24 protein-coding genes and 1 pseudogene are annotated in these 23,283 nt (G+C 62.8%); 14 read left to right on the top strand and 11 right to left on the bottom strand.

Features of this window, described 5'->3' with window-relative positions:
- Positions 1-5 precede the first annotated feature (5 nt).
- The 7 genes from A3A9_RS0108430 to pcaQ form a co-directional block, all read right to left on the bottom strand.
- Positions 6-791: a coniferyl-alcohol dehydrogenase gene (locus A3A9_RS0108430; RefSeq protein ID WP_027058396.1), complete on the bottom strand. Its 786-nt coding sequence runs from the start codon at positions 789-791 to the stop codon at positions 6-8.
- Positions 792-793: 2 nt separating this feature from the next.
- Entirely contained in the window at positions 794-1,858 is a 1,065-nt protein-coding gene (locus A3A9_RS0108425) for a branched-chain amino acid ABC transporter permease (RefSeq protein WP_027058395.1), read from the bottom strand.
- On the bottom strand, positions 1,855-2,751 hold the full coding sequence (locus A3A9_RS0108420) for a branched-chain amino acid ABC transporter permease (protein ID WP_027058394.1): 897 nt from the start codon (positions 2,749-2,751) through the stop codon (positions 1,855-1,857). Before A3A9_RS0108420 ends, A3A9_RS0108425 begins: the two co-directional genes overlap by 4 nt.
- Positions 2,748-3,476: an ABC transporter ATP-binding protein gene (locus A3A9_RS0108415; RefSeq protein ID WP_027058393.1), complete on the bottom strand. Its 729-nt coding sequence runs from the start codon at positions 3,474-3,476 to the stop codon at positions 2,748-2,750. The genes A3A9_RS0108420 and A3A9_RS0108415 overlap by 4 nt, the downstream gene beginning before the upstream one ends.
- Positions 3,473-4,216, bottom strand: coding sequence for an ABC transporter ATP-binding protein (locus A3A9_RS0108410; RefSeq protein WP_027058392.1), 744 nt, complete (start codon positions 4,214-4,216; stop codon positions 3,473-3,475). The genes A3A9_RS0108415 and A3A9_RS0108410 overlap by 4 nt, the downstream gene beginning before the upstream one ends.
- A gap of 21 nt (positions 4,217-4,237) precedes the next feature.
- Complete coding sequence (locus A3A9_RS0108405) at positions 4,238-5,554, bottom strand: ABC transporter substrate-binding protein (protein WP_027058391.1); 1,317 nt, start codon at positions 5,552-5,554, stop codon at positions 4,238-4,240.
- Positions 5,555-5,695: 141 nt separating this feature from the next.
- The gene (gene pcaQ, locus A3A9_RS0108400) at positions 5,696-6,613 is read right to left on the bottom strand and encodes a pca operon transcription factor PcaQ (RefSeq protein WP_027058390.1); all 918 of its coding nucleotides are present in this window, start codon (positions 6,611-6,613) and stop codon (positions 5,696-5,698) included.
- A gap of 93 nt (positions 6,614-6,706) precedes the next feature.
- Here pcaQ and pcaD point away from each other — a divergent pair, with 93 nt between their 5' ends.
- From pcaD to pobA, 6 genes are read left to right on the top strand one after another with little or no spacing between them, the layout of a single operon-like run.
- A complete protein-coding gene (pcaD, locus tag A3A9_RS0108395) occupies positions 6,707-7,516 on the top strand; it encodes a 3-oxoadipate enol-lactonase (RefSeq protein WP_027058389.1) in 810 nt (269 codons plus the stop codon).
- The gene (gene pcaC / locus A3A9_RS0108390; protein WP_027058388.1) at positions 7,509-7,916 is read left to right on the top strand and encodes a 4-carboxymuconolactone decarboxylase; all 408 of its coding nucleotides are present in this window, start codon (positions 7,509-7,511) and stop codon (positions 7,914-7,916) included. Before pcaD ends, pcaC begins: the two co-directional genes overlap by 8 nt.
- Positions 7,906-8,661: a protocatechuate 3,4-dioxygenase subunit beta gene (pcaH, locus tag A3A9_RS0108385; protein ID WP_027058387.1), complete on the top strand. Its 756-nt coding sequence runs from the start codon at positions 7,906-7,908 to the stop codon at positions 8,659-8,661. Before pcaC ends, pcaH begins: the two co-directional genes overlap by 11 nt.
- Positions 8,661-9,275 carry a protocatechuate 3,4-dioxygenase subunit alpha gene (gene pcaG / locus A3A9_RS0108380; protein WP_027058386.1) on the top strand — a complete coding sequence of 205 codons (615 nt, stop codon included), beginning with the start codon at positions 8,661-8,663 and terminating at the stop codon, positions 9,273-9,275. Before pcaH ends, pcaG begins: the two co-directional genes overlap by 1 nt.
- A 12-nt stretch (positions 9,276-9,287) precedes the next feature.
- The gene (locus A3A9_RS0108375; protein ID WP_027058385.1) at positions 9,288-10,340 is read left to right on the top strand and encodes a 3-carboxy-cis,cis-muconate cycloisomerase; all 1,053 of its coding nucleotides are present in this window, start codon (positions 9,288-9,290) and stop codon (positions 10,338-10,340) included.
- Positions 10,340-11,512: a 4-hydroxybenzoate 3-monooxygenase gene (gene pobA / locus A3A9_RS0108370; RefSeq protein ID WP_027058384.1), complete on the top strand. Its 1,173-nt coding sequence runs from the start codon at positions 10,340-10,342 to the stop codon at positions 11,510-11,512. The genes A3A9_RS0108375 and pobA overlap by 1 nt, the downstream gene beginning before the upstream one ends.
- A 22-nt stretch (positions 11,513-11,534) precedes the next feature.
- Here the strand turns inward: pobA and A3A9_RS46390 are convergent.
- Positions 11,535-11,642, bottom strand: a pseudogene (locus A3A9_RS46390) (FadR/GntR family transcriptional regulator); the annotation flags it as partial.
- 180 nt (positions 11,643-11,822) lie between these two features.
- On the opposite strand from A3A9_RS46390, the gene A3A9_RS0108365 reads away from it, so the two are divergent.
- Positions 11,823-12,857, top strand: coding sequence for a LacI family DNA-binding transcriptional regulator (locus A3A9_RS0108365; protein WP_027058383.1), 1,035 nt, complete (start codon positions 11,823-11,825; stop codon positions 12,855-12,857).
- On the opposite strand, the gene A3A9_RS0108360 is transcribed toward A3A9_RS0108365, so the two are convergent.
- The 3 genes from A3A9_RS0108360 to A3A9_RS0108350 form a co-directional block, all read right to left on the bottom strand.
- Positions 12,845-13,795 carry an alpha/beta hydrolase gene (locus A3A9_RS0108360; protein ID WP_027058382.1) on the bottom strand — a complete coding sequence of 317 codons (951 nt, stop codon included), beginning with the start codon at positions 13,793-13,795 and terminating at the stop codon, positions 12,845-12,847. The two genes, A3A9_RS0108365 and A3A9_RS0108360, sit on opposite strands and share 13 nt — an antisense overlap.
- Positions 13,796-13,805: 10 nt before the next feature.
- Positions 13,806-14,954, bottom strand: a complete 1,149-nt coding sequence (locus A3A9_RS0108355; RefSeq protein WP_027058381.1) for a Gfo/Idh/MocA family protein — start codon at positions 14,952-14,954, stop codon at positions 13,806-13,808.
- A gap of 269 nt (positions 14,955-15,223) precedes the next feature.
- Complete coding sequence (locus A3A9_RS0108350) at positions 15,224-15,985, bottom strand: DeoR/GlpR family DNA-binding transcription regulator (protein WP_027058380.1); 762 nt, start codon at positions 15,983-15,985, stop codon at positions 15,224-15,226.
- Between the two features lie 162 nt (positions 15,986-16,147).
- Between A3A9_RS0108350 and A3A9_RS0108345 the strand changes: the two genes are divergently transcribed.
- The 7 genes from A3A9_RS0108345 (at position 16,148) to A3A9_RS0108315 (ending at position 23,273) form a co-directional block, all read left to right on the top strand.
- A complete protein-coding gene (locus A3A9_RS0108345; protein ID WP_027034037.1) occupies positions 16,148-16,948 on the top strand; it encodes a class I fructose-bisphosphate aldolase in 801 nt (266 codons plus the stop codon).
- A gap of 3 nt (positions 16,949-16,951) precedes the next feature.
- Complete coding sequence (locus tag A3A9_RS0108340) at positions 16,952-17,902, top strand: PfkB family carbohydrate kinase (protein ID WP_027058379.1); 951 nt, start codon at positions 16,952-16,954, stop codon at positions 17,900-17,902.
- Between the two features lie 89 nt (positions 17,903-17,991).
- Positions 17,992-19,137, top strand: coding sequence for an ABC transporter ATP-binding protein (locus tag A3A9_RS0108335; RefSeq protein ID WP_027058378.1), 1,146 nt, complete (start codon positions 17,992-17,994; stop codon positions 19,135-19,137).
- A 124-nt stretch (positions 19,138-19,261) separates the two neighbouring features.
- Complete coding sequence (locus A3A9_RS0108330; RefSeq protein WP_027058377.1) at positions 19,262-20,509, top strand: ABC transporter substrate-binding protein; 1,248 nt, start codon at positions 19,262-19,264, stop codon at positions 20,507-20,509.
- A gap of 134 nt (positions 20,510-20,643) precedes the next feature.
- A complete protein-coding gene (locus A3A9_RS0108325; protein WP_027058376.1) occupies positions 20,644-21,540 on the top strand; it encodes a carbohydrate ABC transporter permease in 897 nt (298 codons plus the stop codon).
- Between the two features lie 5 nt (positions 21,541-21,545).
- Positions 21,546-22,388 (top strand): carbohydrate ABC transporter permease, encoded by an 843-nt coding sequence (locus tag A3A9_RS0108320; RefSeq protein ID WP_027058375.1) that lies wholly within the window; start codon positions 21,546-21,548, stop codon positions 22,386-22,388.
- A gap of 63 nt (positions 22,389-22,451) precedes the next feature.
- Positions 22,452-23,273 (top strand): sugar phosphate isomerase/epimerase family protein, encoded by an 822-nt coding sequence (locus A3A9_RS0108315; RefSeq protein ID WP_027058374.1) that lies wholly within the window; start codon positions 22,452-22,454, stop codon positions 23,271-23,273.
- Positions 23,274-23,283: the final 10 nt, after the last annotated feature.

The following is a 23,283-nucleotide window of genomic DNA, read 5'->3' as shown; positions in this document are numbered from 1 at the left end:
TTGAATTAGAAGCCGAACATTTCGGCATTGATCGATGCTTCGAGGCCACCGTCAACCGGCACGTTGGCACCGTTGATCCAGCGCGCGCCGTCCGAGCACAGGAACAGCACCACCGGCGCGATATCGCCTGAGGTGCCGGCGCGACCGACCCTGGCAATGTCGCTGTCGACGCGGGCGTCGCCAAGCACCGTGCGGAACTGTTTCAGGATCGGCGTCTCGACCGGGCCGGGGCTGACCGCGTTGACGCGGATGCCACGGCGTTTGAACAGCTCCTGGTGCGCCGCGCGGAAGGTCCACAAGAGCAGCAGTTCCTTCGAGACGGGATAGCCTTCCTCGTTCCGGATCGCGTGCGTGCAGATCACGTCGGCGACATCGGGAAAGCCCTCGATGGCGACCATCGAGGCGGCGCGGTTCAGGTTGGCGCGCCAGCCATAGCCGGCGATCGAGGCGACGTTGACGATGGCACCGCCTTCGCGAAGCTTAGGCACGAGGCCTTCTGAGAGCGCCCTGAGACCAAAGAAATTGACGGCCAGCGTCGCCGCCGCGCCGGTGTTGCCGGACAGGCCGGCGACATTGCAGAGCGCGTCGATGCGCTGCGGCAGGCGCGCGATGAGGTCGTCGACGCCGGCCTTCGACGAGATGTCGGCTTTGACGAAGCTGCCAACCGCTGCCGCCGGCTCGCGCACATCGACGCCGATCACATCGGCGCCAAGCTGGCCGGCGAGCTCGGCGGTACGGGCGCCAATGCCGGAGGCGACACCGGTGATAAGGATGGTCTTGCCGAAAAGCATGGTCATGCCTTCTCCTGATGCTGTGTGGTTTGCAACGGCGAAGGCGCGGTGCCGCCGTCGGCGATGTCCGCCGGGAGCCTGACGCGGTAACCAACCGGCAGCAGGCGCAGGCCGGAGTGCTCCTCGATCGTGCCCCACAGGCCGCGCGGCAGGAAAAGCGAGAACAGCACGGCCGTGGCGCCGAGGCCGACCAGGTACCAGACGCCGGTGCCGCCGAACCATGTCTCGATGAGGAAGAACACCAAGGCGCCCAAAATGGCGCCCTCGAACGTGCCGATGCCGCCGACCAGCACCATGAAGATCATGTAGGCGGTCCATTGGACGTTGAAGTAGGTCTTCGGCTGGAAGGTGATGGAGGTCGCCAGCCACAGCGCGCCGGCAATGCCGATGCCGAAAGCGGCAAGCACGAACAGCAGTCGCTTGGTGCCGGTGACGCGCACGCCGACCGAAGCGGCGGCATCCTCATTGTCGCGGATGGCGCGGATGGCAGCACCTGTGCTGCCGCGCAGCAAGGCGAACAGGATCGCAAGCAGGGCGGTCATCGAGGCCAGCGCAAGCCAGTAGATAACAGCCCGCCTTGTCGAGGCATCGTAGACATTGAGCGAGATCAGCGACGTTCCGGTCTCGCCTTGCACCAGCCTGTCGAGGTTGACCAGCAGATGCGTCAGCGCCGCGATCACCCACATGCCGATGGCGAACTCGCCGTTCCTCAGCCGCAGCATGAACAATGACAGCGGCCAGGAGATCGCGCCGACGATACTTGCGGAAACGAAAAGCGAGGCGAACGGGTTCAAGCCGGCACCGGCCAGCCGGATGGCGAAATAGGCGCCGAGCCCGAAGAACACTTGCTGGCCGACGGAGACCAGGCCGCCGAAGCCGGCCAGCGCATTCCACATCGCCGCCAGGATCACATAGATGAACAGCGCCGTCATCCGGTCGACCGCTCCGGCCGACAGGATCTGAGGTGCTACCGCGAGCAGCGCGATGATGATGACGACAGCCACTGCCGCAATCCGCGATGTCGCCGTACCGCGCTCGATGACCGGTGAGGACGAAACGGCACTCATGACGCGCTCCGGGAAGGCAGCCGCAGCAGCCCGCGCAGGCCAAGGCCTGACGTGGACAGCCGCACGAACAGCACGATGAGGAACACGGCATGGCCGCCGATCAGAAAACCTTGCGGATGCACTTGTGCGCCAAGCGTCTGGGCAAGCGCCAGCACGATGCCGCCGACCAGCGTTCCCCACAGCGAACCGGCGCCGCCGATGACAGCGGCTTCGAAGGCGAACAGCAATTGCGGCGCGCCGGCATAGGGATCGAAGGTGGCGCGCATGCCGAGGAAGGCGCCGGCAAGGCCGACCGTGACCATGGCGATGGAAGCGGCAATGGCATTGGCGCGGCGTGCATCGACACCGACAAGGCCTGCGGTATCCGGGTCTTCCGAGGTAGCGCGGATCGAGCGGCCAAGCCTTGTGCGGGTCAGGAAAAGCTGCAGCCCGCCCAAAAGGACCACGGCGGTGGCGAACATGATCACCGCGAGCTTGCCGACATAGATGCTGCCAGGCCATTCCCAGGAATCATAGGACAGGCTGCCGATATAGGGCGCCAGTGAGCGGGTATCGGCGCCGAACTGTTCGAACAGCATGTTGTCGATGACGATGGCCAGGCCGAATGTGGTCAGGATCGGCAGCAGAGCCCCGCCGCGCGCGCTGCGTTCGAGCAGGAAGCGCTGCAGCGCCCAGCCGATTATAGCCATCAAAGGCAGCACGATGAGCAGGCCGAGGAATGGCGAGACATGGAACCTTGAGGCCAACAGCCACAACGCGTAGGCGGCGAACACGGCGAGGCTGCCATGAGCGAGGTTGATGATGCGCATCACCGAAAACATGAAGGACAGGCCGCAGGCAATCAGCGCGTAATAGCCACCGAGAAGAATGCCCTGGATGATCTGGTTGCTCATGCCGGAACGCTCCCGGGGCTTTTCCGGTGCAGGCCGAAATAGGCTTTTGTCACGTCCTCGCGCGAAACCTGCTTGCTCGGCCCCTCAAGCACGACACGCCCTTCGAGCATGCAGATGACCCTGTCGGATACCGAGAGCGCCCGGTTGAGGTCCTGTTCGACGAGGATGATCGTCGTGCCGGAAGCGATCAGTCCCTGAAGGGCCGCGTAGACTCGGTCGACGATCAGCGGCGACAGACCAAGCGAAACCTCGTCGAGCAAAAGCACTTCGGGATTGCTCATCAGCGCGCGGCCGATCGCGGTCGCCTGCTGTTCGCCGCCTGAGAGATGACCCGTCTTGGCATGGCGGCGCGGCTTCAGATTGGGGAACATCTCAAGCACCTTGTCGACGCTCCAGTCTCCCGGCCGGCCGGCGGTCTTGCCGAGCAGAAGGTTTTCTTCGACCGTCATCTGCACGAAGAGTTTTCGGCCCTCCGGCACCAGCGCGATGCCCATGCCGACGCGTCGGTACGATGGCACATCGGTGAGATCGGCGCCGTCCAGCAGCACGCGCCCGGCCGCCGGCTGGTGCGCGCCGGCGATCGCCCGCAGCAGCGTCGTCTTGCCGGCGCCATTGGCGCCGACCAGCGCCAGCGTCTCGCCGCGTTCGATGCAGAAGCTCACGCCGCGCACGGCCTGCAGCAGGCCGTGCCGGACAACCAGGTTCTCGACCGACAGCAGGCTCATTTCGGGCCTCCGCCGAGATAGGCGCGGACCACTTCGGGATCGGCCATAACCGCTTGCGGCTCGCCATCGGCGATGATTTTTCCCGCATCCATGCAGATCAGCCGCTCGGCCACCTGCAAGAGGATGTGGACGATATGCTCGATCCAGACGATGCCGATCTTGCGCTGGCGCAATTCCTTGATCGTGCCGACAAGTTCGCTCGCCTCGCCATCGGTCAGCCCGCCGCCGATCTCGTCCAACAACAGCAGCGTCGGCCTGGCGGCAAGTGCGCGTGCCAGCTCCAGCCGCTTGCGATCGAGCAGGCCGAGCGTCTCGGCGCGGCGGTTGGCGACACCCAGCATGCCGCACAGTTTCAGCGAACCGAGCGCTTCTTCATAGGCCTCGTCGCGGCCGAGCCCTGCGCCATGCGAGGCGGCGACGAAGACATTCTCGAAGGTGGTCATGCCGCTGAATGGTTTCGGCACCTGATGCGTGCGCACCAGGCCGAGCCGGCAACGCTGCGTCGCCGGCAATGACGTCACATCACCGCCCTTGAAGCGGACCGTGCCCGCACTTGGCGGGAAGGCACCGGAAAGAACGCTGAGCAGCGTCGTCTTGCCGGCACCATTCGGGCCGACAATGCCGACCGCCTCGTCGGCTGCCATGGTGAAGTCGACGGCATCCAGCACCACAAGCGCACCGAAGCGCTTGTGGATACCGGCGGCAGTGAGAACGGCCTGTTGTTGCGGATGGGTCACCAGGCGGTCCTCGTCAGCGGTCCATCAGCCGTTGTAAGGCAGAAGCTTGGCTTCGACAGGCACTTTCGGATCGGTGGCGTTCTCGGTCACGACATAATCGAGCGGGAATTTGCTGCCTTCCTTGGCAGCGACCCATTGCGTGCCGATGATCGGACCGGGTGAGACATTGGCCACGGGGCCGCTGGTGAAATCAACCTTGCCGATCATGGTCTCGGTCTTCAGCGTGCTTAGCGCCTTGGCCACCGCTGCCTTGTCCTTGGCGTCTGTGCTGGCCTTCAGGGCTTCGAAGCCGGCGTCGAGCAGCGACATCGAGGCACCCAGCTGCTGCGTCCACTGCTTGCCGCTGGCGGCTTCGTAGCCGTCGGCCAGCTCGGTGCCCGAAACACCGGTCAGGGCCGACTTGTAGGGGAAGGCCTTGTGCCAGTAGGCGGCGCTCGAAATCTTGTTGCCGAGATCGCCAAGAGCCTCGATATCGGACGGAAACAGGCCGGTCTTGGCAACCTGGCAGATCTTGATCTGCTTGATCAGCCCTTGCTGTGCCGCCTGCCGCCAGAAGGCAGCAAAGTCAGGCGGGATCGGGAACGAGTTGAAGATCTCGACACCTTCCTGCTTGAACAGAGCGATCTGCGAGGAATAGTCGGTGGTGCCGGTTTCATAGGCGCCGGGATCGACAATCGTAAAACCTTGCTTGGCCAGCAACGGCGCCAGATTGGCGCGGATGGCGTTGCCGTCGGCGTCGTTGGGATACATGACACCGACCTTCTTGTTGGTCTCGATCAGGTTCCACTGCGAGATGTAGGTCTTGAAGAACTCGCCGACGCCGAAGCCGAAATGATAGGTCCATTTGAACGGCGAGGGCGCGCCCGGCTTGGCGCCACGGCCGAAATACCAGGCCTCCCACGGCATGACCGTCGACAGGCACGGCACGCCGGCGGCCTCGCAGGCATCAGCCACAGGATTGATCACCTCGGGTGTGGAAACGGCGAGCATCAGGTCGATGGCCTGGTTGTTGATCAGGTCCTTGGCGAGCTGGCCCGCGCGGGACGGATCGGACTGCGTATCCTGGTCGAGGATTTCCACGCTGTATTTCTTGCCGCCGATCTCGAGGCCGCCGGCCAGCGTCTTGCGGGCGAGGTCGAGCACATAGCCGTCGGTCTGGCCAAAGCCGGCCAACGGCCCGGTGCGCGGACTGACGAAGCCGACCTTGAGCGTGTCGCCGGCCTGGGCGAAGGCCTTGCGGCCGCCAAGCGTGAGCGCCGCCCCGCCGGCAATCGAGGTGGCGATGAACTGGCGCCGCGAAATGCCGCGAATGCTGGATTTGCTGCCGATAGAATAGGTCATGCGTTCCTCCCTCTGTGCTCCTCCATCGGCACAGTGCACCAGCGTTTTGGTTCGGTAAAATGATATTTTGCGGTGTTTCATTAACCCCAGGGTTAGGAGATTTTCGACGAAGACAGAGCCCGGTCCAAATGGTGCAGCGCCTCAGACAGCCGGCCGGGCCGCCTCGCGAATGGTCTGCAACAGGATGGTAAAGGCCGGTGAGGGAGCGGTGTCGGTTCGCATCGTCAAGCCGACCGGTCCCTTGGTTTCCTCAGTGTCGACCGGCAAGGCGACGAAAGCGCCGCTGGCAATCTCGTTGGCGACCACGCCAGCCGAAATGATCCACACCGCATTGCTCTGCCGCAGGAAAGCGCGGCCAAAGGAATCCGAGACGGTTTCGATCTCGGTTGCCGGCGCGGTCATGCCGTTGGTGATGAACAGGCGATCGACAAAGGGACGGATGACGGATTCCCGGGTCGGCATCAGCGCCGGGAATTCGTCGAGCCTCGCGAAGATATCCGTCCCCGGCTCGAGCAGCGGATGCCCGGCCCGCACCACGAACAGCACCTGTTCGGAGTAGAGGTGCTCGAAGAAGAAGCCGGTCATGTTTTCAGGTGCCGCCAGCCGACCGACGACGAGATCGAGCGCGCCGGTGCGCAACTGCTCGAGCAGCACGGCGTTCTCGCCGGTGACGATCTTGATCGCCGCGCCGGTATTCTCCTTGAGGAACAGGCTCATGGCCTGTGGCATGACCTTCGCCGACACTGTCGGCAGCGCACCGATGCGGATCGGGTGGCGGTTGATGGCGCCGTCCTGGCGAACGGAATCGACGCCGCGCTTCAGCGCCGTAATCGCCGAGCCGGCGTGGCCAAGGAATATCTCGCCAAGTCTTGTGACCCGGATGCCGCGCCCGTCGCGCTCGACAACGGCGACGCCCAGCGCCTCTTCCAGTTCACGCAGGGTCTTGGTCACCGCCGGCGCGCTGACATGCAGGAAATCGGCGGCGCGGGCCACGCTGCCCTGCCGTGCTACCTCCAGGAATGCCTGTAGATGGCGGAACCGGATGCGGCTTTCGGACATGGATTTGATAACCCCTGAGTTAATGAAACGGCGCAAAATATCATTTTACCGAACCAAATGCCTTGTGCAATGTGGGGGTGGAGGATCGAAATCGTGCCATTCGTCACCATCGGCGGCATTACGCTGCATCATCGCCACATCAAGGCGACCGGCAATGCGCGCGCGATCATATTCATCAATTCGCTGGGCACCGACTTCCGGATCTGGGACGACATCGTCTGGGCGCTTGATGGCGAGATGCCCGTGCTGGTCTACGACAAGCGCGGCCACGGGCTGTCCGACATCGGCGACATCACGTCGATCGACGATCATGTCGACGATCTCTCGGCGCTCATCGATCATCTCGGGTTGGAGAAGGTCGTGCTCTGCGGCCTGTCGGTCGGCGGCATGATCGCGCAAGGACTCTATGCCAGGCGCCCCGGGATCGTCGAGGCCATGATTCTGTGCGACACGGCTCACAAGATCGGCACGACGGACAGCTGGAACACACGCATCGCGACGGTCAAAAGCAAGGGCATCCAGGCCATTGCCGATGGCGTGCTCAAAGTGTGGTTCACCCCCGCCTTCCACGCGAACCGGGTGGCCGAGCTGGACGGCTACTGGAACATGATGACCCGGCAAGCTGTCGCCGGCTATGTTGGAACTTGCGCTGCCGTCCGCGACGCCGATTTCGCTGACGCGGCACGCCACATCGCGGTGCCGACGCTTTGCCTCGCCGGCGACCAGGATGGCTCGACCTCTCCCGATCTTGTCCGCTCGCTGGCTGCCCTGATCCCCGGTTCGCGTTTCGAGATCATCCGCGACGCCGGCCACATTCCTTGCGTCGAACAGCCAGAAGCGCTGGTCACCCTGATCCGCGACTTTATCGCATCGCTTGCCTCTGGAGCAGAAACCCATGGATGAAGTCCCCGGCAACGCAGCCAGATATCGCACCGGCCTCGGCGTGCGGCGCTCCGTGCTCGGCGATCGGCATGTCGATCGGGCCGAGGTCACCGCCACCGATTTCGACCAGCCCTTCCAGGAACTGATCACCGAGGCTGCCTGGGGAACGGTGTGGGCACGGCCAGGTCTTAGCAAGCGCGAGCGCTCGATCGTCACGCTGGCGCTACTCGCCGCACTCGGCCATGATGACGAGGTCGCCCTGCATGTGCGCGCCACCGCCAACACCGGTGCGACGCGCGAGGATATCTGCGAAGCGTTCCTGCATGTCGCCATTTATGCCGGCGTGCCGGCCGCCAACCGTGCCTTCAGAATAGCCAAGGACGTGTTTTCGGAAATGGACGGAGCCGACAATGCCAGCTGAGTCCGGCTCGAACCGGAGGCCCGAGACCGCCGCCTTCTTCCAGCGCGACCGGACATGGCATCCGCCGGCGCTGACCCCGGGCTACAAGAGTTCGGTGCTGCGCTCGCCGCAGAAGGCGCTTTTGTCCTTCGACAACACGCAGTCGGAAATAGCAGGACCGGTCTTCGGCCACGCCATGCTGGGCGAACTCGACGCCGACCTCATTCACAATTTCGCCAAGCCGGGCGAGAGCGCCATCGGCGAGCGCATCATCGTCCATGGACGGGTGCTCGATGAGCGTGGTGTTGGGGTTCCCGGCGTGCTCATCGAATTCTGGCAGGCCAATGCCGGTGGCCGCTACCGCCACAAGAAGGATGGCTATCTCGCTCCGCTCGACCCGAACTTCGGCGGCTGTGGCCGCACCATCACTGGCGACGATGGCGGCTACGCCTTCCGCACCGTCAAACCCGGCCCCTATCCCTGGCCGAACGGGCCGAATGACTGGCGCCCGGCGCACATCCATTTCTCGGTCTTCGGCCACGGCTTTGCCCAGCGTCTGATCACGCAGATGTATTTCGAGGGTGACCCGCTGATCTGGAAATGCCCGATCGTGCGCGGCATCGCCGACAAGGCGGCCATCGAGGCGCTGACGGCCATCCTCGACACGCAAGCGACGATCCCGATGGATGCGCTCGCCTACAAGTTCGACATCGTGCTGCGCGGGCGCCGCTCATCGTTGTTCGAAAACAGGCTGGAGGGCAATTGATGGCCCAGTCGCTCGACCGGCTCAGGGAAAGCCCCTCGCAGACCGCGGGACCTTATGTCCATATCGGGCTGACGCCGAATTTCTGCAGCATTAGCGGCGTCTATGCGACCGATCTCGGCACGACCATGGTCAACGACAAGACGAAAGGCGAACGCATCGGTCTCAAAATCCGGGTGCTCGACGGCACCGGCACACCGCTCAAGGACGCGCTGATCGAGATCTGGCAGGCCGATGCGGACGGCCTCTACAATTCGCCGGCCGAATTGCGCGGTGCCGCCGATCCGAATTTCCAGGGCTGGGGCCGTTGCCCGACCGACATGGAAACAGGCGTCTGCGCCTTCGAGACGATCAAGCCGGGTCGTGTGCCGTTCAGGGATGGTCGCCTGATGGCGCCGCACATCACGCTCTGGATCGTCGCGCGCGGCATCAATCTCGGCCTGCATACACGCCTCTATTTTTCCGATGAGGAAGAGGCCAATGCCGGGGATCCGATCCTGGCGCGCATCGAGCACCGCATCCGCGTGCCGACCCTGGTCGCCGAACGCCAGGGCAACGCCTACGTCTTCGACGTCCATCTCCAGGGGGAGAGGGAAACGGTCTTCTTCGACAGCTAGGAGATCCGTGACATGACCGTATCGCCCTTCGATCATCCACTGCTTTCTGCCCTCCTCGGAGATGAGGAGGCATCGAGGCACTTTTCAGTCGAGGCGGAAATTGAGAGCATGCTTGAATTTGAGAGCGCGCTGGCGGAGGCGGAGACCCAGAATGGGATCATCAGCAAGGATGCCGCGGCAGCGATCGTGACGGCACTGGCCTCGTTCCGGCCAGACACCGCCCTGCTTAGGGCAGGGGTCGCCAAGGACGGTGTCCTGGTTCCGGAACTGGTGCGCCAGATCAGGGCTGCCGTCGGCGAACCGCATGGCGACAAGGTGCATTTCGGCGCGACCAGCCAGGATGTCATCGACACCGGCCTGATGCTTCGGCTGAAATCGATCGTCGAGCACCTCGGCCTGCTGCTGACCGAGACTGTCGTAAGGCTCATCTCGCTCGAGGAGCGCTTTGGGGGCAGGGCGCTGACCGGGATGACACGCATGCAACCAGCAATTCCGATCAAGGTGGCGGATCGCGTGACGGCATGGCGCGCACCGCTGCAGCGGCATCAGGAAAGACTGTCGGAGCAGTCCAGACGCCTGCTGGTAGTGCAGTTCGGTGGTGCTGCCGGCACGCTGGAAAAGCTTGGCGACAAGGGACCGGCGGTGCTCGCCGCACTTGCCGCAAAACTCGGCCTTGGCGATGCGCCGCAATGGCAAAGCCAGCGCGACGCGCTCGCCGACTTTGCCGGCTGGCTGTCGCTGGTAACGGGAAGTCTTGGCAAGTTCGGCCAGGACATTGCGCTGATGGCGCAAGGTGGGACCGAGATCATCCTTTCCGGCGGCGGTGGTTCGTCTGCCATGCCGCACAAGCAGAATCCGGTGAAGGCCGAGGCGTTGGTGGCGCTTGCGCGCTTCAACGCAACGCTACTTTCCGGCATGCACCAGGCGCTGGTGCATGAGCAGGAGCGCTCGGGTGCTGCCTGGACGCTGGAATGGCTGCTGCTGCCGCAAATGGTCGTCGCCACCGCCGCGTCGCTGCGCCTCGCCGCCGAACTGACCGCACAGATCGAAAGCCTCGGCCACTGATGCGCACGCAGGTCGCCATTATCGGGTCCGGACCCTCCGGCCTGCTGCTCGGGCAGCTTCTGGCCGGCATCGGCGTCGAGACCGTCATTCTGGAACGCTCCAGCCGCGAGCATGTGCTTGGCCGCGTGCGGGCAGGGGTGCTCGAACAGGGCACGGTGGAATTGCTGGAAGAGGCCGGCGCCGCCGCGAGACTACATGCCGAAGGGCTGCCGCATTCCGGCATTTCGCTGGCTTTCGACGGGCGCCTGCACCGCATCGATCTCGCGGCACTCACCCAAGGCAAGCATGTCACCGTCTACGGCCAGACCGAAGTGACGCACGATCTGATGGACAAGCGCGAGGCGGCAGGGCTCGTTACCGTCTACGAGGCCGCTAATGTCGCGCTGCACGATTTCGACGGCGCCACACCTTTCGTCACCTACGACAAGGAAGGCATCAGTCATCGCATCGACTGCGATTTCATCGCCGGCTGCGACGGCTATCATGGCGTCAGCCGCAAATCGGTGCCGCAGCGTACGCTGAAAACCTTCGAGCGTCAGTATCCGTTCGGCTGGCTCGGCGTGCTGGCCGAAGTGCCGCCGGCCGATCACGAACTGGTCTACGCCAATCACGAGCGGGGCTTTGCGCTGTGTTCGATGCGCTCGACGCACCGAAGCCGCTACTATGTGCAGTGCCCGCAGGACGACCATGTCGAGGCGTGGTCCGATGATCGCTTCTGGGACGAGTTGCGCCGCCGCTTGCCGGAACAGACGGCGGCAAGCGTGACCACCGGGCCGTCCTTCGAAAAGTCGATCGCCCCGCTGCGCTCCTTCGTTGCCGAGCCGATGCGCTTCGGCCGGCTATTCCTGGTTGGCGACGCCGCCCACATCGTGCCGCCGACCGGGGCCAAGGGCCTCAACCTTGCCGCCAGCGACGTACGCTATCTCTTCGCCGGTTTGCGCGATTTCTATGCCGAGAAATCACACGCTGGCATCGACACCTATTCCGCCAAGGCACTTGCGCGGGTCTGGAAAGCGGTGCGCTTTTCCTGGTGGATGACGACGATATTGCACCGCTTTCCCGACACCGGCGATTTTGGCCAGCGCATCCAGGAAGCCGAGCTCGACTATCTCGTGCAGTCGCGGGCCGCATCGACAGCGCTTGCAGAGAACTATGTCGGGTTGCCTTACTGACTGGCGGCAAGCAATCCGGCTGCTACCGCCCTAGCAGATTGCGCTCGACGGTCCTCAGATGCGCCAGCATAGCCTGGCTGGCGCTTTCGGGGTCGCGGCGCAGCAGAGCATCGAGAACGGTCTGCCACCTACGTGTGGTTTCAGAGCGTCAATAAATAATTTGACGCGCGCAACCCTTTTGCGTTGTACTAGAAACGCTGAAATTTGACTGAACAAATTTGGTCAAGCAATGCTGCCACTCGGCAACGGCCGCAAAGACTGATTCTGGTCGGAAGGCCGGCGGCGAGAGCAAAAGGGGCTGGAAAGATCGATGGCGGAGAAGACCCACCGCACGATGGATGATTTCGCCAGGGCGTCCGGCGTCTCGCGGCCGACCCTTTCGAAGTACTTCGACGATCCGGCAAGCGTGAAGCAGGCGACACGGGCACGCATCGAGGCAGCACTACGGTCCTCGGACTATCAGCCCAACGTCTTCGCGCGCAATCTCAACCGCAAGCGCACCCGCAATGTCGGCATCGTCGTGCCGGCGCTCACCGACCCGTTCTACGCCGAAATGGTCAGCCGCATCGAACTGCGCTGTCGCGACGAAGGTTTCTGGCCGATCGTCATATCCTCGCACGGCTCGCCGAAGCTGGAGGCGGAATCGGTCCGGACGCTGATGTCGCTGAAGGTCGCGGGTGCCATCGTCGCTCCCTTGGGATCGATCTCCGAACCCGGCGTCTTCGAGCAAATGAGCGAGGACATTCCGATCGTCTATTTCGACACCTACATCGAAGGCGACACGCCTTTCGTCGGCAACGACAACCACCAGAGCACCTCGACCATCGTCGATTATCTCTGCCGGTCCGGCGAACCGCCGGTCTATGTCGACATTCCGCACGTCAACCACAATTCGGGCGAACGCCTGCAGAGCTACATCGAGACGATGCAGGGCGCCGGCTTGGAACCCGTCGTTCTCACGGCGGCGGGCGACTATAGGTGGGATTTTGAGCGCATCGGCCATGAATGGATGGACAGGACGCTCGACAGAGGCGGCCTGCCGGCGCGCACGTTACTGTGCGCCAACGACCGTCTCGCCTTCGGCGTCATGGCGGCCGCCTTTTCGCGCGGGCTGAAGATCGGCCGCCGACCCGATTGCGACTTCCGTGTCGCCGCCCATGACGATCATCCGCTGAGCCGCTACACCTGTCCGGCGCTGACCACCATGGCGCAGGATTTCGCCGCTATGGCCGGCCGCAGCGTCGAGATTCTGCTGGCCTTGCTGGACGAGGCCGATCCGCCCGGCCAGGGCCTGGCGCGCAACGTCAAGCTCGGCGCGACGCTGGTGATGCGTCAGTCAGCCTGAGCGAGTGTCTGCAGTTTGAGCCAAGCCGCCGCCTCGCTCACCGCTTGCCGCGCGGCCGGGATGTGGCGCCCCATCGAGACGAAGCCGTGGATCTGGCCCGGCCAGTGCCGCAGAAGCACCGGTACCCCTTCGGCGCGCAGGCGCTCGGCATAGGCCGTGCCTTCGTCGGCAAGGATGTCGTATCCGGCGATCGCGACGAACGCCGGTGCGGCGCCGGCAAGGCCTGATGCCAGCAGTGGCGAGACCCGCCAGTCCTTGATGTCGTCCGGTGTTCGCACATAGTGGTCGCGGAACCAGGCCATTGTGGCGGCGGTGAGCCCGAAGCCGTCGCGGAAACGCCGGTAGCTGTCCGCCGTCTGGCGGGCATCGGTGTTGGGATAGATCAGGATCTGGGCGGCAAGTAGCGGCGCCAGTCCATCGCGGGAGAGCAGCGCCAGCACGGCAGCCAGGTTGCCGCCGGCGCTGTCGCCGGAAACGGCGACGCGGGCAGGGTCGATGCCGAGTTCCCCGGCATTCTCCGCCATGAAGCGCAGCGCTGCCGCGCAATCCTCGAGCCCTGCCGGGAATTTGTGCTCTGGCGCCAGCCGGTAATCGGGGCAGACGACGACGGCGTTGCCCAGATTGGCCAGCCAGCGGCAGATTTCGTCATGCGACGACAGATTGCCGATGACCCAGCCGCCGCCATGCAGATAGAGCACGGCGCGCGCTCCGCTTCGCGGCGCGCCGATGCCGCGGTGGATGCGGAGCGTGATCGGTCCGTTCGGCCCGTTGATCTCCTGTTGCGAGGTCGCCGCCACCGGCTCGCGCTCGCCCTGTTGCGTCGGGAACGAAGTGACGTAGGCTGCCCGCGCCGCCGCCACGGAGCCGTTTTCGAACGGCTCACCGCCGGCCGCCCGGCCGATTTCGAGGACCCGCATCGCTTCAGGGTCGAGGGTCATAGTCATATCCTCAGGCGAGCAGGCTGCTGGCTTCGTCCTCGGTCAGCAATGCCGGCTGGACGACATCGCCCGTAATGGCGACCGAGCTCTTCGTTTCGCCCGAATGCAGGATCGCTTCCATAATCTCCAGCACATGCAGCGCCAGATTGCCCGACGCGCGGGGTGTGGAGCCCGTCTTCAGCGAGCGCACCAGATCGGCGACGCCGAGCATGCGGTAATTGGCGCGATTGGGCGCGGCATAGGGCCAGTTGCGGGCGCCGTAGAGTTCGCCTTCGCTGGCAAAATCCTTCCAGTTCGCGCCGCGTTCCGACAGCGAGACGGTGCCGCCGAACGTGTCGGGATCGGGCAGGCGCAACGAGCCTTCCGTGCCATGCAGTTCTATCGGATGGTTGGAATGCTTGAAGACGTCCCAAGAGGCGCCGAAGGTGACGGTCGCGCCGGAGCGGAATTCGAGCAACGACAGCACGTTGGTCGGCGTGCCGACCTTGAACGTGGTGTTCTTGAACGGCCCCTCGGCGGTGATCAGCCGTTCCTCCTGGCCCTTGGTTGCCATTGCCATGACACGCGCGATAGGGCCGAGCAGATTGACCAGCATGGTCAGATAATAGGGGCCCATGTCGAACACCGGGCCGCCGCCCGGCTGGTAGTAGAATTGCGGGTTTGGGTGCCAGTGCTCCATGCCGCGTCCCATCATGAAGGCGGTGCCGGTGACCGGGCGGCCGATGGCGCCTTCATCCATCAGGCGGCGCGCCCGGCGGCCGGCAGCGCCGAGGAAGGTATCAGGCGCCGAGCCGAGCAGCAGGCCGCGCCGGGCCGCCTCCGCCACCAGCCGACGCCCGTCGCTGGCCGAAGTCGCCAGCGGCTTTTCGGTGAAGACGTGCTTGCCCGCCGAAAGCGCTGAGAACGAAATGTCGAAATGGGCCGCGGGAATGGTCAGGTTGAGCACGAGATCGATCTCGGGGTTGGCCAGCAGCGCATCGACGCCGAGCGCCTGGATGCCATATTCCTTCGCCCGCAGCGCCGCCATGTCGGCCGAAATATCGGCGCAGGCGCGCAGCTCTATGCCTCCGAAGAGGGCGGCATTGCGCAGGTAGGTCATGGAAATGTTGCCGCATCCGATGACGCCGATTCCGAGCTTCGCCTTTGATTTTCCCTGCATTTCTGGCCGTTCCTCCCAACTTCGTCATGCTCTGCCGGATCCGCCGCGCCGGCAACGGATCATTCTGGCCAAGCGCTATACAACATTTTAAATCTTGACGCGCGTAAAATTTTTATAGAACATGCGAAAATGCTGGTGCGACATTCGGGAGGCTGCCAGCCCTGGGAGGAGAAAATGACAAACGTGAAAAGGCGGCCGGCCGCCGATACGAATCGCATGGGTCATGCGCGCATTGGATATGTCCGTCGCGGCCAGGGACCGAGACGGGGTCAGGCATAGATTACCTTGGCCCCGGTCCTATCAAGCTGGCTGCGTATCGGGTCAGACAGGCCATCGTCGGTGATCACAACATCGACGCTCGACAGCGAGAATGCCTTGGAGGTCCCGCTGACGCCCCATTTGCTCGAATCCGCAAGGAGGACAACGCGCCGGGCCATGCGCACGAGGTTTCGCTTCGTTCGCGCCATGTCTTCGTTCACGTCGACCACATCCAGTGACGAGTCAATCGCATGCGCTCCAACAAAGACCTGATGCGCCACCAAGCCGCCGAGAGCCGTGTCGGCATCGGTGATCAGCGTGCTCACCGTGTCTGGATAGACCCGGCCACCGATCATGTGAACGTCGAGCCCGGGCCGATGCATCAGATGCTGCACGATATTCATCGCCGTGGCCGCGACCACGACATTGCTGAGCGGCGGTAACAGCATGGCAACCTGCATCAATGTCGAGCCGCCATCGAAGATGACCGACTGGTTGTCCTCGAACAGTTCTACCGCTGCCCGGGCGATGCGTTTCTTTGCATCGAGGTTCGTTTGCATCCGCCGGGCAAACGCGGCCGTGGTCGAATCTGTGGTCCGGGTCACCGCCCCTCCACGGGTCTTGGTCAGCAGTCCCTTGCGGTCGAGTATATCGAGGTCGGAGCGCACCGTGACTTCCGACACGCCAAAATCGTCTGACAGGTCCTTGATGCGAACCTGTCCGCTGCGTTGCACTTCACCCAGGATCGATTGGCGTCTCTGCTCTGACAACATTGCCCTGTCCTTGCCTCCATCCGCCAAGCGATCGCCCTGGCCTCGGTTCACTCTGCCAAAAATAAGCGATTTCGAAAGATTTCGAAAGGTTGCATTTATTCTTTCTTTCGAAAACACTGGGTCCGGGATTTTGAAGTCAATCAATTGGAGAGTTTTGGACTCATGAGCCTCGGAACCAAGGTGCGCCTGGCGCGCCTCTTCTCACATCCATCGGGAAATCTTTTTGGCGGCGCGGTCGACCACTTTGTCGGCTATGGCGATGTACGCAAAGGAGGTCTTGCCGACCTGCCCGGCGCGCTTGCACGCGTCATGGTGGGCAAGCCCGACTACGTCAGCATCCAGCCCGGCACCGCGCGCCATCTGTGGCCGCAATACGCGGGCAAGGCTGCCCTGGTGATCCAGGCCGGCTGCTTCACCCCGGACGATCGCATCAGTGAACTGATTGCAACGCCCGAGGATGCGGTGCGCGCTGGCGCCGATGCGTTGGCCGTGGCCATTCCGGTGCGCGGCGCGACCGAGGGCAAATACATACGCTGGCTGACCGATTCGGTGAATGCGGCGGCCCGCTACGGCATGCCGGTGGTGGCGCATATCTACCCTCGCGATTTCACTGATGGGGCAAAAATCGTCTTCACCCCCGACGAGATCGCCTATGCGGCACGCATCGGCTACGAGTCCGGCGTCGACGTGATCAAGATCGGTTACACGGGCGATTTCGAGTCGTTTCGAGAGACCGTTCGGACCTGCCCGGTGCCGGTTGTGATCGCCGGTGGTCCGAAGACCGACACGCTGCTCGGCGCCCTTCAGCAGACGGCGGACGCCATCCGTGCCGGCGCGCGCGGTGCCGTGGTGGGCCGCAATCTCTGGGGGCATGGCGATCCGGAAAAGGCAGCGATTGCCTTTCGGGGCGTCATCCATGACGGCCTTTCGGCGCAAGACGCGTTGGCGAGAGCGGGTGCCTGAACGATGCCCACCGTCCCTTCAATCCTCGGCTTCGGAGCTATCGCGATCGACGACATCGTCTATGTCGATCAGCCGTTGTCGGCGGGCAAGGGGAAGGTTCTGCAGAGTGCCCGAGCTTTCGGGGGAAATGTCGCGACAGCACTTGCCGCCGTCGCGCGGCTCGGCGGTAGCGCCGGCTTCGTCGGATGGCTGGGCAGTGCCACCGACGACGCCGTGTTGTGCGATCTCGTTGAGAGCGGTGTTGAAACCGCATTCGCGCCGCGCCACCCGCATGCGCGCCCGGTACGCTCGCGCATCACCGTCGGTTCGGATGGGGAGCGGTTCATCGCGTATGACGACGAAGCGATGCTGGGCACCGCGCCGGACTTTCCAGACGAGGTTCTCAGCCGTGCGACCGTCCTGATCGTCGATAGCTATGCCATCCGGTCGCTGGATGTCGTGACTCGGGCTCGCGATCTCGGCCTTGCGATCCTCGGCGATATCGAATGGAGCAGCGGCCCAGCCACCGAGCGGCTGATCACGCTCTGCGACCATCTCATTCTGCCACTCGGCTTTGCGCGGACTGCCACGGGGTGCCGATCGCCCGCCGAGATGCTCGATGCATTGTGGTTGCCGTCGCGGTCCGCCGTGGTTCTGACCGATGGCGGCAGGGGCGTGTACTATCGCGGACGCGATGAGACAGGGCTCTGGCACCTGCCTCCGCACCGGGTTCTCGTCGTCGACTCGACCGGAGCCGGTGACTGCTTTCATGGCGCCTACGCCCATGCATTGACGCGCGGGGCCGACACCGCCGGCCGGGTGGCATTCGCTGCCGCGGCGGCGGCCTTTTCGATAACGGGGCGTGGCGGGCGCGAGGCGCTCCCGACCGCCGACCAGGTCACCGAACTCCTGGCGTCGACGAAAGCGCCGTCGGCAGTCGAACTCAGATATGCGCAACTCGATACCGGAACATAGCCTGAAACTATCCGAGGAAACATTTTCACAGGCGAAAGGGCCAAGAAGGACAATAAAAATCAGTGGCTTAGAACTGTGGAGGGAGGAATATGGCAGAAGTCGTTCTTGAGAATATCTGCAAGACATACGGGAACAATTTTCACGCAATCGACCAATTGAACCTGTCGGTCGAGGACGGTGAGTTCTTGATTCTCGTCGGGCCGTCCGGCTGCGGCAAATCCACCGCGTTGCGGATGATCGCAGGATTGGAAGACATCACCAGCGGCAGCCTTCGGATCGGCGGTACCGACGTCGTCGACATGCCGCCCAAGGACCGCGACATCGCGATGGTCTTCCAGAGCTACGCCCTTTACCCGCATATGACGGTGTTCGAAAACATCGCCTTTTCGATGCGCCTGGCAGGCAAGCCAAAGGCCGAACGCAAGAAGCGCGTCGACGAGATAGCCAAGACCCTTCAACTGACGTCTTTGCTGGACAGCAAACCCGCCAACCTTTCCGGCGGACAGCGTCAAAGGGTTGCCATGGGCCGCGCCATGGTGCGCGAGCCGGCCGCCTTTCTCATGGACGAACCCCTTTCCAATCTGGACGCGAAACTGCGCGTGCAAATGCGCGCCGAAATCACCCGCCTGCAAAAGCAACTCGGCGTGACGACCATCTATGTGACCCACGACCAGACCGAAGCGATGACGATGGGGGACAGGGTCGCGGTGCTGAAAGGCGGCGTGCTGCAGCAGGTCGACACACCCAAGAGGCTCTACGAATCGCCGGTGAACGCCTTCGTTGCCGGCTTTATCGGCTCTCCCTCAATGAACCTTTTCGAGGCGACCATGACGGGCGGCGAACTGATGTCCGGCGCCTTTGCCATCCGGCTGCAGGATGCAGCCTTCGCGCGCAGGCCGGGTTTGAAGTCGTATGCGGGACGCAAAATCGTGTTCGGCATCCGACCGGAGGATCTCTATGACAGCAGCCTCGAATCCGGCCGCAAGTATCAGACGATACCGGCGAAGGTGACCTCGATCGAAGAGCTCGGGTCTGAACATATCGTCCATCTGAACATCGACGCGATCCGGGTGGACTCCGGCGACCCCGACGCGGTGCAGGATTTCGGCTTGACGTCGAATGCGGTGGCGAGATTCGAACCGGACAGCACAGTCCGCTCCGGTTCGGAAATCCGGTTGGCCCTGGATGATACCAAGCTCCATTTCTTCGATCCCGAGACGCATCTGGCGATCTGAAGAATTGTGGCAGAGCCCGCAGGCGAGAGCGAGGCGCCTGCGAAAGTACACGTAAGAAGACTTCTGAATGAAGCAGACGATCGGCTGCATTGTGCGGTCGATCCTAGAGAAGGAGGAGAAAAAAATGACGTTTCGGATAAAGCCCGCGATGCTGAAAATAGCCGCGGCAGCCTGGTTGCTTGGCGCAACCGCCGCCATGGCGGACACGACGCTGGAATTCACCCAATGGTGGGAGCCTGAACTGCCCGCAGGCTCCTTGCGGAAAATCATGGACGATTTCGAGGCCGCGAATCCCGGCATCAAGGTGACGCTGGTCAGCGGTCCCTATGCGACCACGCGAGACCAGATCTCGGTTGGCGCTGCAACCGGAACGCTCAGCGACGTCGTCGGTCTCGACGGCGCCTGGGTGAACAATCTGAACGCGCAGGGTGCGCTGGCCGACATGAACCCGATGATGGATGCGAGCAAGTTCGACAAGGCCCAAGTCGCGGACATCATCAAGGTGGACGGCAAGGCGGTGATGTTTCCCGTCGCTTCCTTCGTCTATCCTGTCTTCGTCAATCTGGACCTCGCCGCCCAGGCCGGCGTGACCAAGCTGCCGTCGACCCGCGCCGAGTTTCTCGAAGCCGCCAAGAAGATGACCCATGCCGACAAGAACCAGTATGGCTGGGTGCTGCCGCTGTCGCTGCAAACGCCGTCCGGCGTCCAGAACGACATGATGTCGTGGGTCTGGGCATCGGGTCAGTCGATGATGGCGGACGGCAAGCCCGCTCTCGAGGGCAAGCCCGTGGTGGACATGCTCACCTTCGTTAAATCGCTCAATGACGCGGGCACCATCTCGCCCGGCATCGCCACCAAGACCGAACAGGAAAAGGTCGAGGAATTCGTCAACGACCGGGTCGGGATGATGATCGACTCGCTCGCGCATGTGAACCTCATCCGCAAGCGCAATCCCAAGCTGAACTTCGACCTCATCCCGGTCCCGGTCGTGGAGGGCTATACGGGCAAGCGCGGCCTTCCCTATGCCTCCTGGGGCATCGGCATCTCTGCTGCCTCGAAACATCAGGAAGAGGCCTGGAAACTAGTCCAATATCTGATGAGTGAAAAGGTGAACGCCAAGCTCGTGTCGCTTGCAAACGCCTTCCCGGGCAACGTCAACGCCAAGCCCGATTTCGTGACCTCGGACAAGGCTTTCGCCAAGGCTTTTGAAATCTTCAAGACCGGTTATCTCGCCAATGAGTTCACGGGCCTGCCGGTGGCTGAAGACCTGATGACCCAGTTCGACGTGCAAGCCCAGAAGATGCTCGCCGGCGAGCAGTCTCCTGAACAAGCCGCCGCCGCCGCTCAGAAGGGCTGGATGGCGAAATTCTGATCGGCCTGTTCCCGTTTGCTATCTTCGACCGGGTGGCCTGACTTTGGGCCACCCGGCACCAACGGATCGGCAAATTGAGATGGACCTGTTTTAGAAGCTTACCTTCTCTTGAAGGCGTATCCCAAGGTTGGCACATGACCCGGCAAAAGCGCTCCCACCACAAGCTGAAACGAGCGGTCGCACCCTACCTCTATCTGTCGCCCTCGCTCGTGATCATCAGCCTGCTGATGCTGCTGCCGATGGTGACGGTGATTGGCTATTCGTTCCAGAACAGCGCGGTGCTGCGTCGCGACCCGTCCTTTGCCGGACTGAAACACTACCAGGCGATCTTCAACGATCCGGTGTTCTGGGCTTCGCTGTGGCACACGCTCTACTTCACATGCATGAGTGTCATTTTCCACATGACCATCGGCATGATCTTCGCGCTCATGCTGAACAGCGACCGCATCAATCCGATGCTGCGCAATATTCTGCGTGTGCTCTACATACTGCCCTGGCTGTTCACCGCGGTGATCATCGCCGTGATCTGGCGCCTGCTGCTCGAGCCGAACGGCGTCGTGAACAGCATGCTCCTGCAATTGGGCATCATCGGTTCCAAGGTCGAATGGTTTTCTTCGCCTGAGACCGCGCTGCACGCCGTCACCTTCGCCAATATCTGGGCGGGTTATCCGCTCTTCATGGTCAGCCTGCTCGCGGGTTTGCAGGGCATTCCCAAGGATTTCTACGAGGCCGCCGATATCGACGGGGCAAAAGCCTACCAAAAGCTGATCTTCATCACCATTCCGCAGCTGATGCCGATCATCATCAGCATCTCGCTGCTCGACTTCATCTGGACCATGCAGGTCTTCCCGCTAATCTGGATAACGACAGGCGGTGGCCCGATCTACTCGACCGAGGTCCTCAGCACCTACACGTACAAGCTGGCGTTTTCGAGCTACAACCTGTCGCAGGCTTCGGCGAGCGCCGTGGTCATCTTGTTGATCTCTCTCGGCCTGACGCTGTTCTATATCCGCTATCAAAAGGCTCGGTAGTCACCATGAGGAAAAGGCATACACCGAAGGACAGGCTGATCACCGTCGCGCTCCATGTAGCGCTTGCAGCGGGGCTCTTTTTCGCGGCATTCCCGATCTACTGGATGCTGAGCAGTTCGTTCAAATCGAATACCGAAATCTTTGCCCTGCCGCCAACCATTTTGCCCAAGGCCTTCACGCTGGAAGCTTACGCAGCCATCCTTGGCGACCCGGTCAAGCTGCGCTTCTTCTTCAACAGCTATTTCGTGGCGGGAACGGTGACGGTGCTGACGGTGCTGATCGCCTTGCTGGCGGCCTACGGGTTCAGCCGCTTCAACTTCCGTGGCAAGGGCAGCCTGAACACACTCATCATCAGCACGCAGACGATTCCGCCGATCACACTTTTGATCCCCTTCTTCGGGCTTGTCGTCTCATACGGTATCTTCGATACCTACCTCGCGCTGATCCTGACTTACCTGGTATTTACACTGCCCTACGCGATCCTGCTGATGACGGGATATCTGAACACCTTGCCCCGCGATCTCGATGAAGCCGTGGCTGTCGATGGCGGCACCAGTTGGACAGCGCTTTGGCGGGTGGTTGTCCCGATTTCACTGCCCGGTATCGTGGCGACGTCGGTCTACACCTTCCTGTTGTGCTGGAACGAATTTCTCTTTGCGCTGACGCTGACGAAGTCAACGTCCATGCGCACCGTCCCGATCGGCATCCAGCTGTTGATGGGGCAGCACGCCTTCGAATGGAACCAGATGATGGCGATGAGCGTGCTCGGCTCGCTACCGCTCTTGTTCATCTACCTCGTTGCCCAGAGGTACTTCCTCGCCGGCATGACCGCGGGCTCGGTTAAATAGGATGTCCTTCCCACGGCGACGCAGAGTGGCATCAAGCAATAAGCGGTATCAAGGATTGAAAGGATGAACGTGAAAGACCTCAAAGTCGGCTGCCAGACCTTCACCTGGGAAATGCTGGGAGACCGGTTCACAGGCGGCCCCGACGATCTGTTGAAGGCCATCGCCGATGGCGGCTATTCCGGCATCGAGATCACCGACACCATGATCGGCCGCTACGCCGACCGGCCGTCGGAGTTCGCCGCCGCGCTGAAGTCGTCCGGCCTGACACTCGTTTCCTTCGCCTTCGGGTCGGACAGTGGTTTTACGCTCAAGGAGGAGATCGGTGCTGACCTCGAGGCGGCGCGGCGCTGGATCGATTTCGCTTCCGCCTTTCCCGGCGCACTGGTGTCGATGGGGTCGGCAACCGTGGTGTCCGACGGGCCGCGCGACGACAAGTTCGCCATCGCGGCGGAGGTTTACAACAAGGCCGGCGAGCTCGGCCGCAAGGCCGGCGTCCAGGTGGCGGTGCATCCGAGTTCGCACCACAACACACTGCTGTTCGACCGCGCCGACTATGACGCGATCTTTGCCTTGCTCGACCCCGATCTGGTGGGCTGGGTGCCGGATACCGGCCATATCTTGCGCGGCCACAAGGACATGTCCGACACGCTGCGCACCTATCGCGACCGCATCCGTTACATCCATTTGAAGGACGTCGATGCCAAGGGCACATGGTCGATGCTGGGCAAGGGCGTCTGCGACACATCAGCGGTCATCGAGATCGCAAACACTGCGCCACACTTCAACGGCTGGCTGGTGCTGGAAGAGGAATCCGACACCGCCGCCGACGACCCCGCCGGCGCGGTCAAGATCAACCGCCAGACAATGCGCAGCTACGGCGCCTGAAGAACGAGAC

Source organism: Mesorhizobium loti CJ3sym (assembly GCF_000472785.1).
Classification (GTDB): domain Bacteria; phylum Pseudomonadota; class Alphaproteobacteria; order Rhizobiales; family Rhizobiaceae; genus Mesorhizobium; species Mesorhizobium loti_E.
Note: the sequence above shows the minus strand (reverse complement) of the source record. Positions and strands in the feature narration are given on the sequence as shown.

Excerpts from the sequence above, each read along its gene's own strand:
- pcaQ (WP_027058390.1), bottom strand. The coding sequence starts at position 6,613 with ATGTCCGAAAGCCGCATCCGGTTCCGCCATCTACAGGCATTCCTGGAG.
- A3A9_RS0108320 (WP_027058375.1), top strand. The coding sequence starts at position 21,546 with ATGAGGAAAAGGCATACACCGAAGGACAGGCTGATCACCGTCGCGCTC.
- A3A9_RS0108365 (WP_027058383.1), top strand. The coding sequence starts at position 11,823 with ATGGCGGAGAAGACCCACCGCACGATGGATGATTTCGCCAGGGCGTCC.
- A3A9_RS0108355 (WP_027058381.1), bottom strand. The coding sequence starts at position 14,954 with ATGCAGGGAAAATCAAAGGCGAAGCTCGGAATCGGCGTCATCGGATGC.
- A3A9_RS0108350 (WP_027058380.1), bottom strand. The coding sequence starts at position 15,985 with ATGTTGTCAGAGCAGAGACGCCAATCGATCCTGGGTGAAGTGCAACGC.
- A3A9_RS0108430 (WP_027058396.1), bottom strand. The coding sequence starts at position 791 with ATGCTTTTCGGCAAGACCATCCTTATCACCGGTGTCGCCTCCGGCATT.
- A3A9_RS0108425 (WP_027058395.1), bottom strand. The coding sequence starts at position 1,858 with ATGAGTGCCGTTTCGTCCTCACCGGTCATCGAGCGCGGTACGGCGACA.
- pcaH (WP_027058387.1), top strand. The coding sequence starts at position 7,906 with ATGCCAGCTGAGTCCGGCTCGAACCGGAGGCCCGAGACCGCCGCCTTC.
- A3A9_RS0108360 (WP_027058382.1), bottom strand. The coding sequence starts at position 13,795 with ATGACCCTCGACCCTGAAGCGATGCGGGTCCTCGAAATCGGCCGGGCG.
- pcaG (WP_027058386.1), top strand. The coding sequence starts at position 8,661 with ATGGCCCAGTCGCTCGACCGGCTCAGGGAAAGCCCCTCGCAGACCGCG.
- A3A9_RS0108340 (WP_027058379.1), top strand. The coding sequence starts at position 16,952 with ATGCCCACCGTCCCTTCAATCCTCGGCTTCGGAGCTATCGCGATCGAC.
- A3A9_RS0108330 (WP_027058377.1), top strand. The coding sequence starts at position 19,262 with ATGACGTTTCGGATAAAGCCCGCGATGCTGAAAATAGCCGCGGCAGCC.
- A3A9_RS0108415 (WP_027058393.1), bottom strand. The coding sequence starts at position 3,476 with ATGAGCCTGCTGTCGGTCGAGAACCTGGTTGTCCGGCACGGCCTGCTG.
- A3A9_RS0108315 (WP_027058374.1), top strand. The coding sequence starts at position 22,452 with ATGAACGTGAAAGACCTCAAAGTCGGCTGCCAGACCTTCACCTGGGAA.
- pobA (WP_027058384.1), top strand. The coding sequence starts at position 10,340 with ATGCGCACGCAGGTCGCCATTATCGGGTCCGGACCCTCCGGCCTGCTG.
- A3A9_RS0108335 (WP_027058378.1), top strand. The coding sequence starts at position 17,992 with ATGGCAGAAGTCGTTCTTGAGAATATCTGCAAGACATACGGGAACAAT.
- A3A9_RS0108325 (WP_027058376.1), top strand. The coding sequence starts at position 20,644 with ATGACCCGGCAAAAGCGCTCCCACCACAAGCTGAAACGAGCGGTCGCA.
- A3A9_RS0108375 (WP_027058385.1), top strand. The coding sequence starts at position 9,288 with ATGACCGTATCGCCCTTCGATCATCCACTGCTTTCTGCCCTCCTCGGA.
- A3A9_RS0108345 (WP_027034037.1), top strand. The coding sequence starts at position 16,148 with ATGAGCCTCGGAACCAAGGTGCGCCTGGCGCGCCTCTTCTCACATCCA.
- A3A9_RS0108420 (WP_027058394.1), bottom strand. The coding sequence starts at position 2,751 with ATGAGCAACCAGATCATCCAGGGCATTCTTCTCGGTGGCTATTACGCG.
- pcaC (WP_027058388.1), top strand. The coding sequence starts at position 7,509 with ATGGATGAAGTCCCCGGCAACGCAGCCAGATATCGCACCGGCCTCGGC.
- A3A9_RS0108405 (WP_027058391.1), bottom strand. The coding sequence starts at position 5,554 with ATGACCTATTCTATCGGCAGCAAATCCAGCATTCGCGGCATTTCGCGG.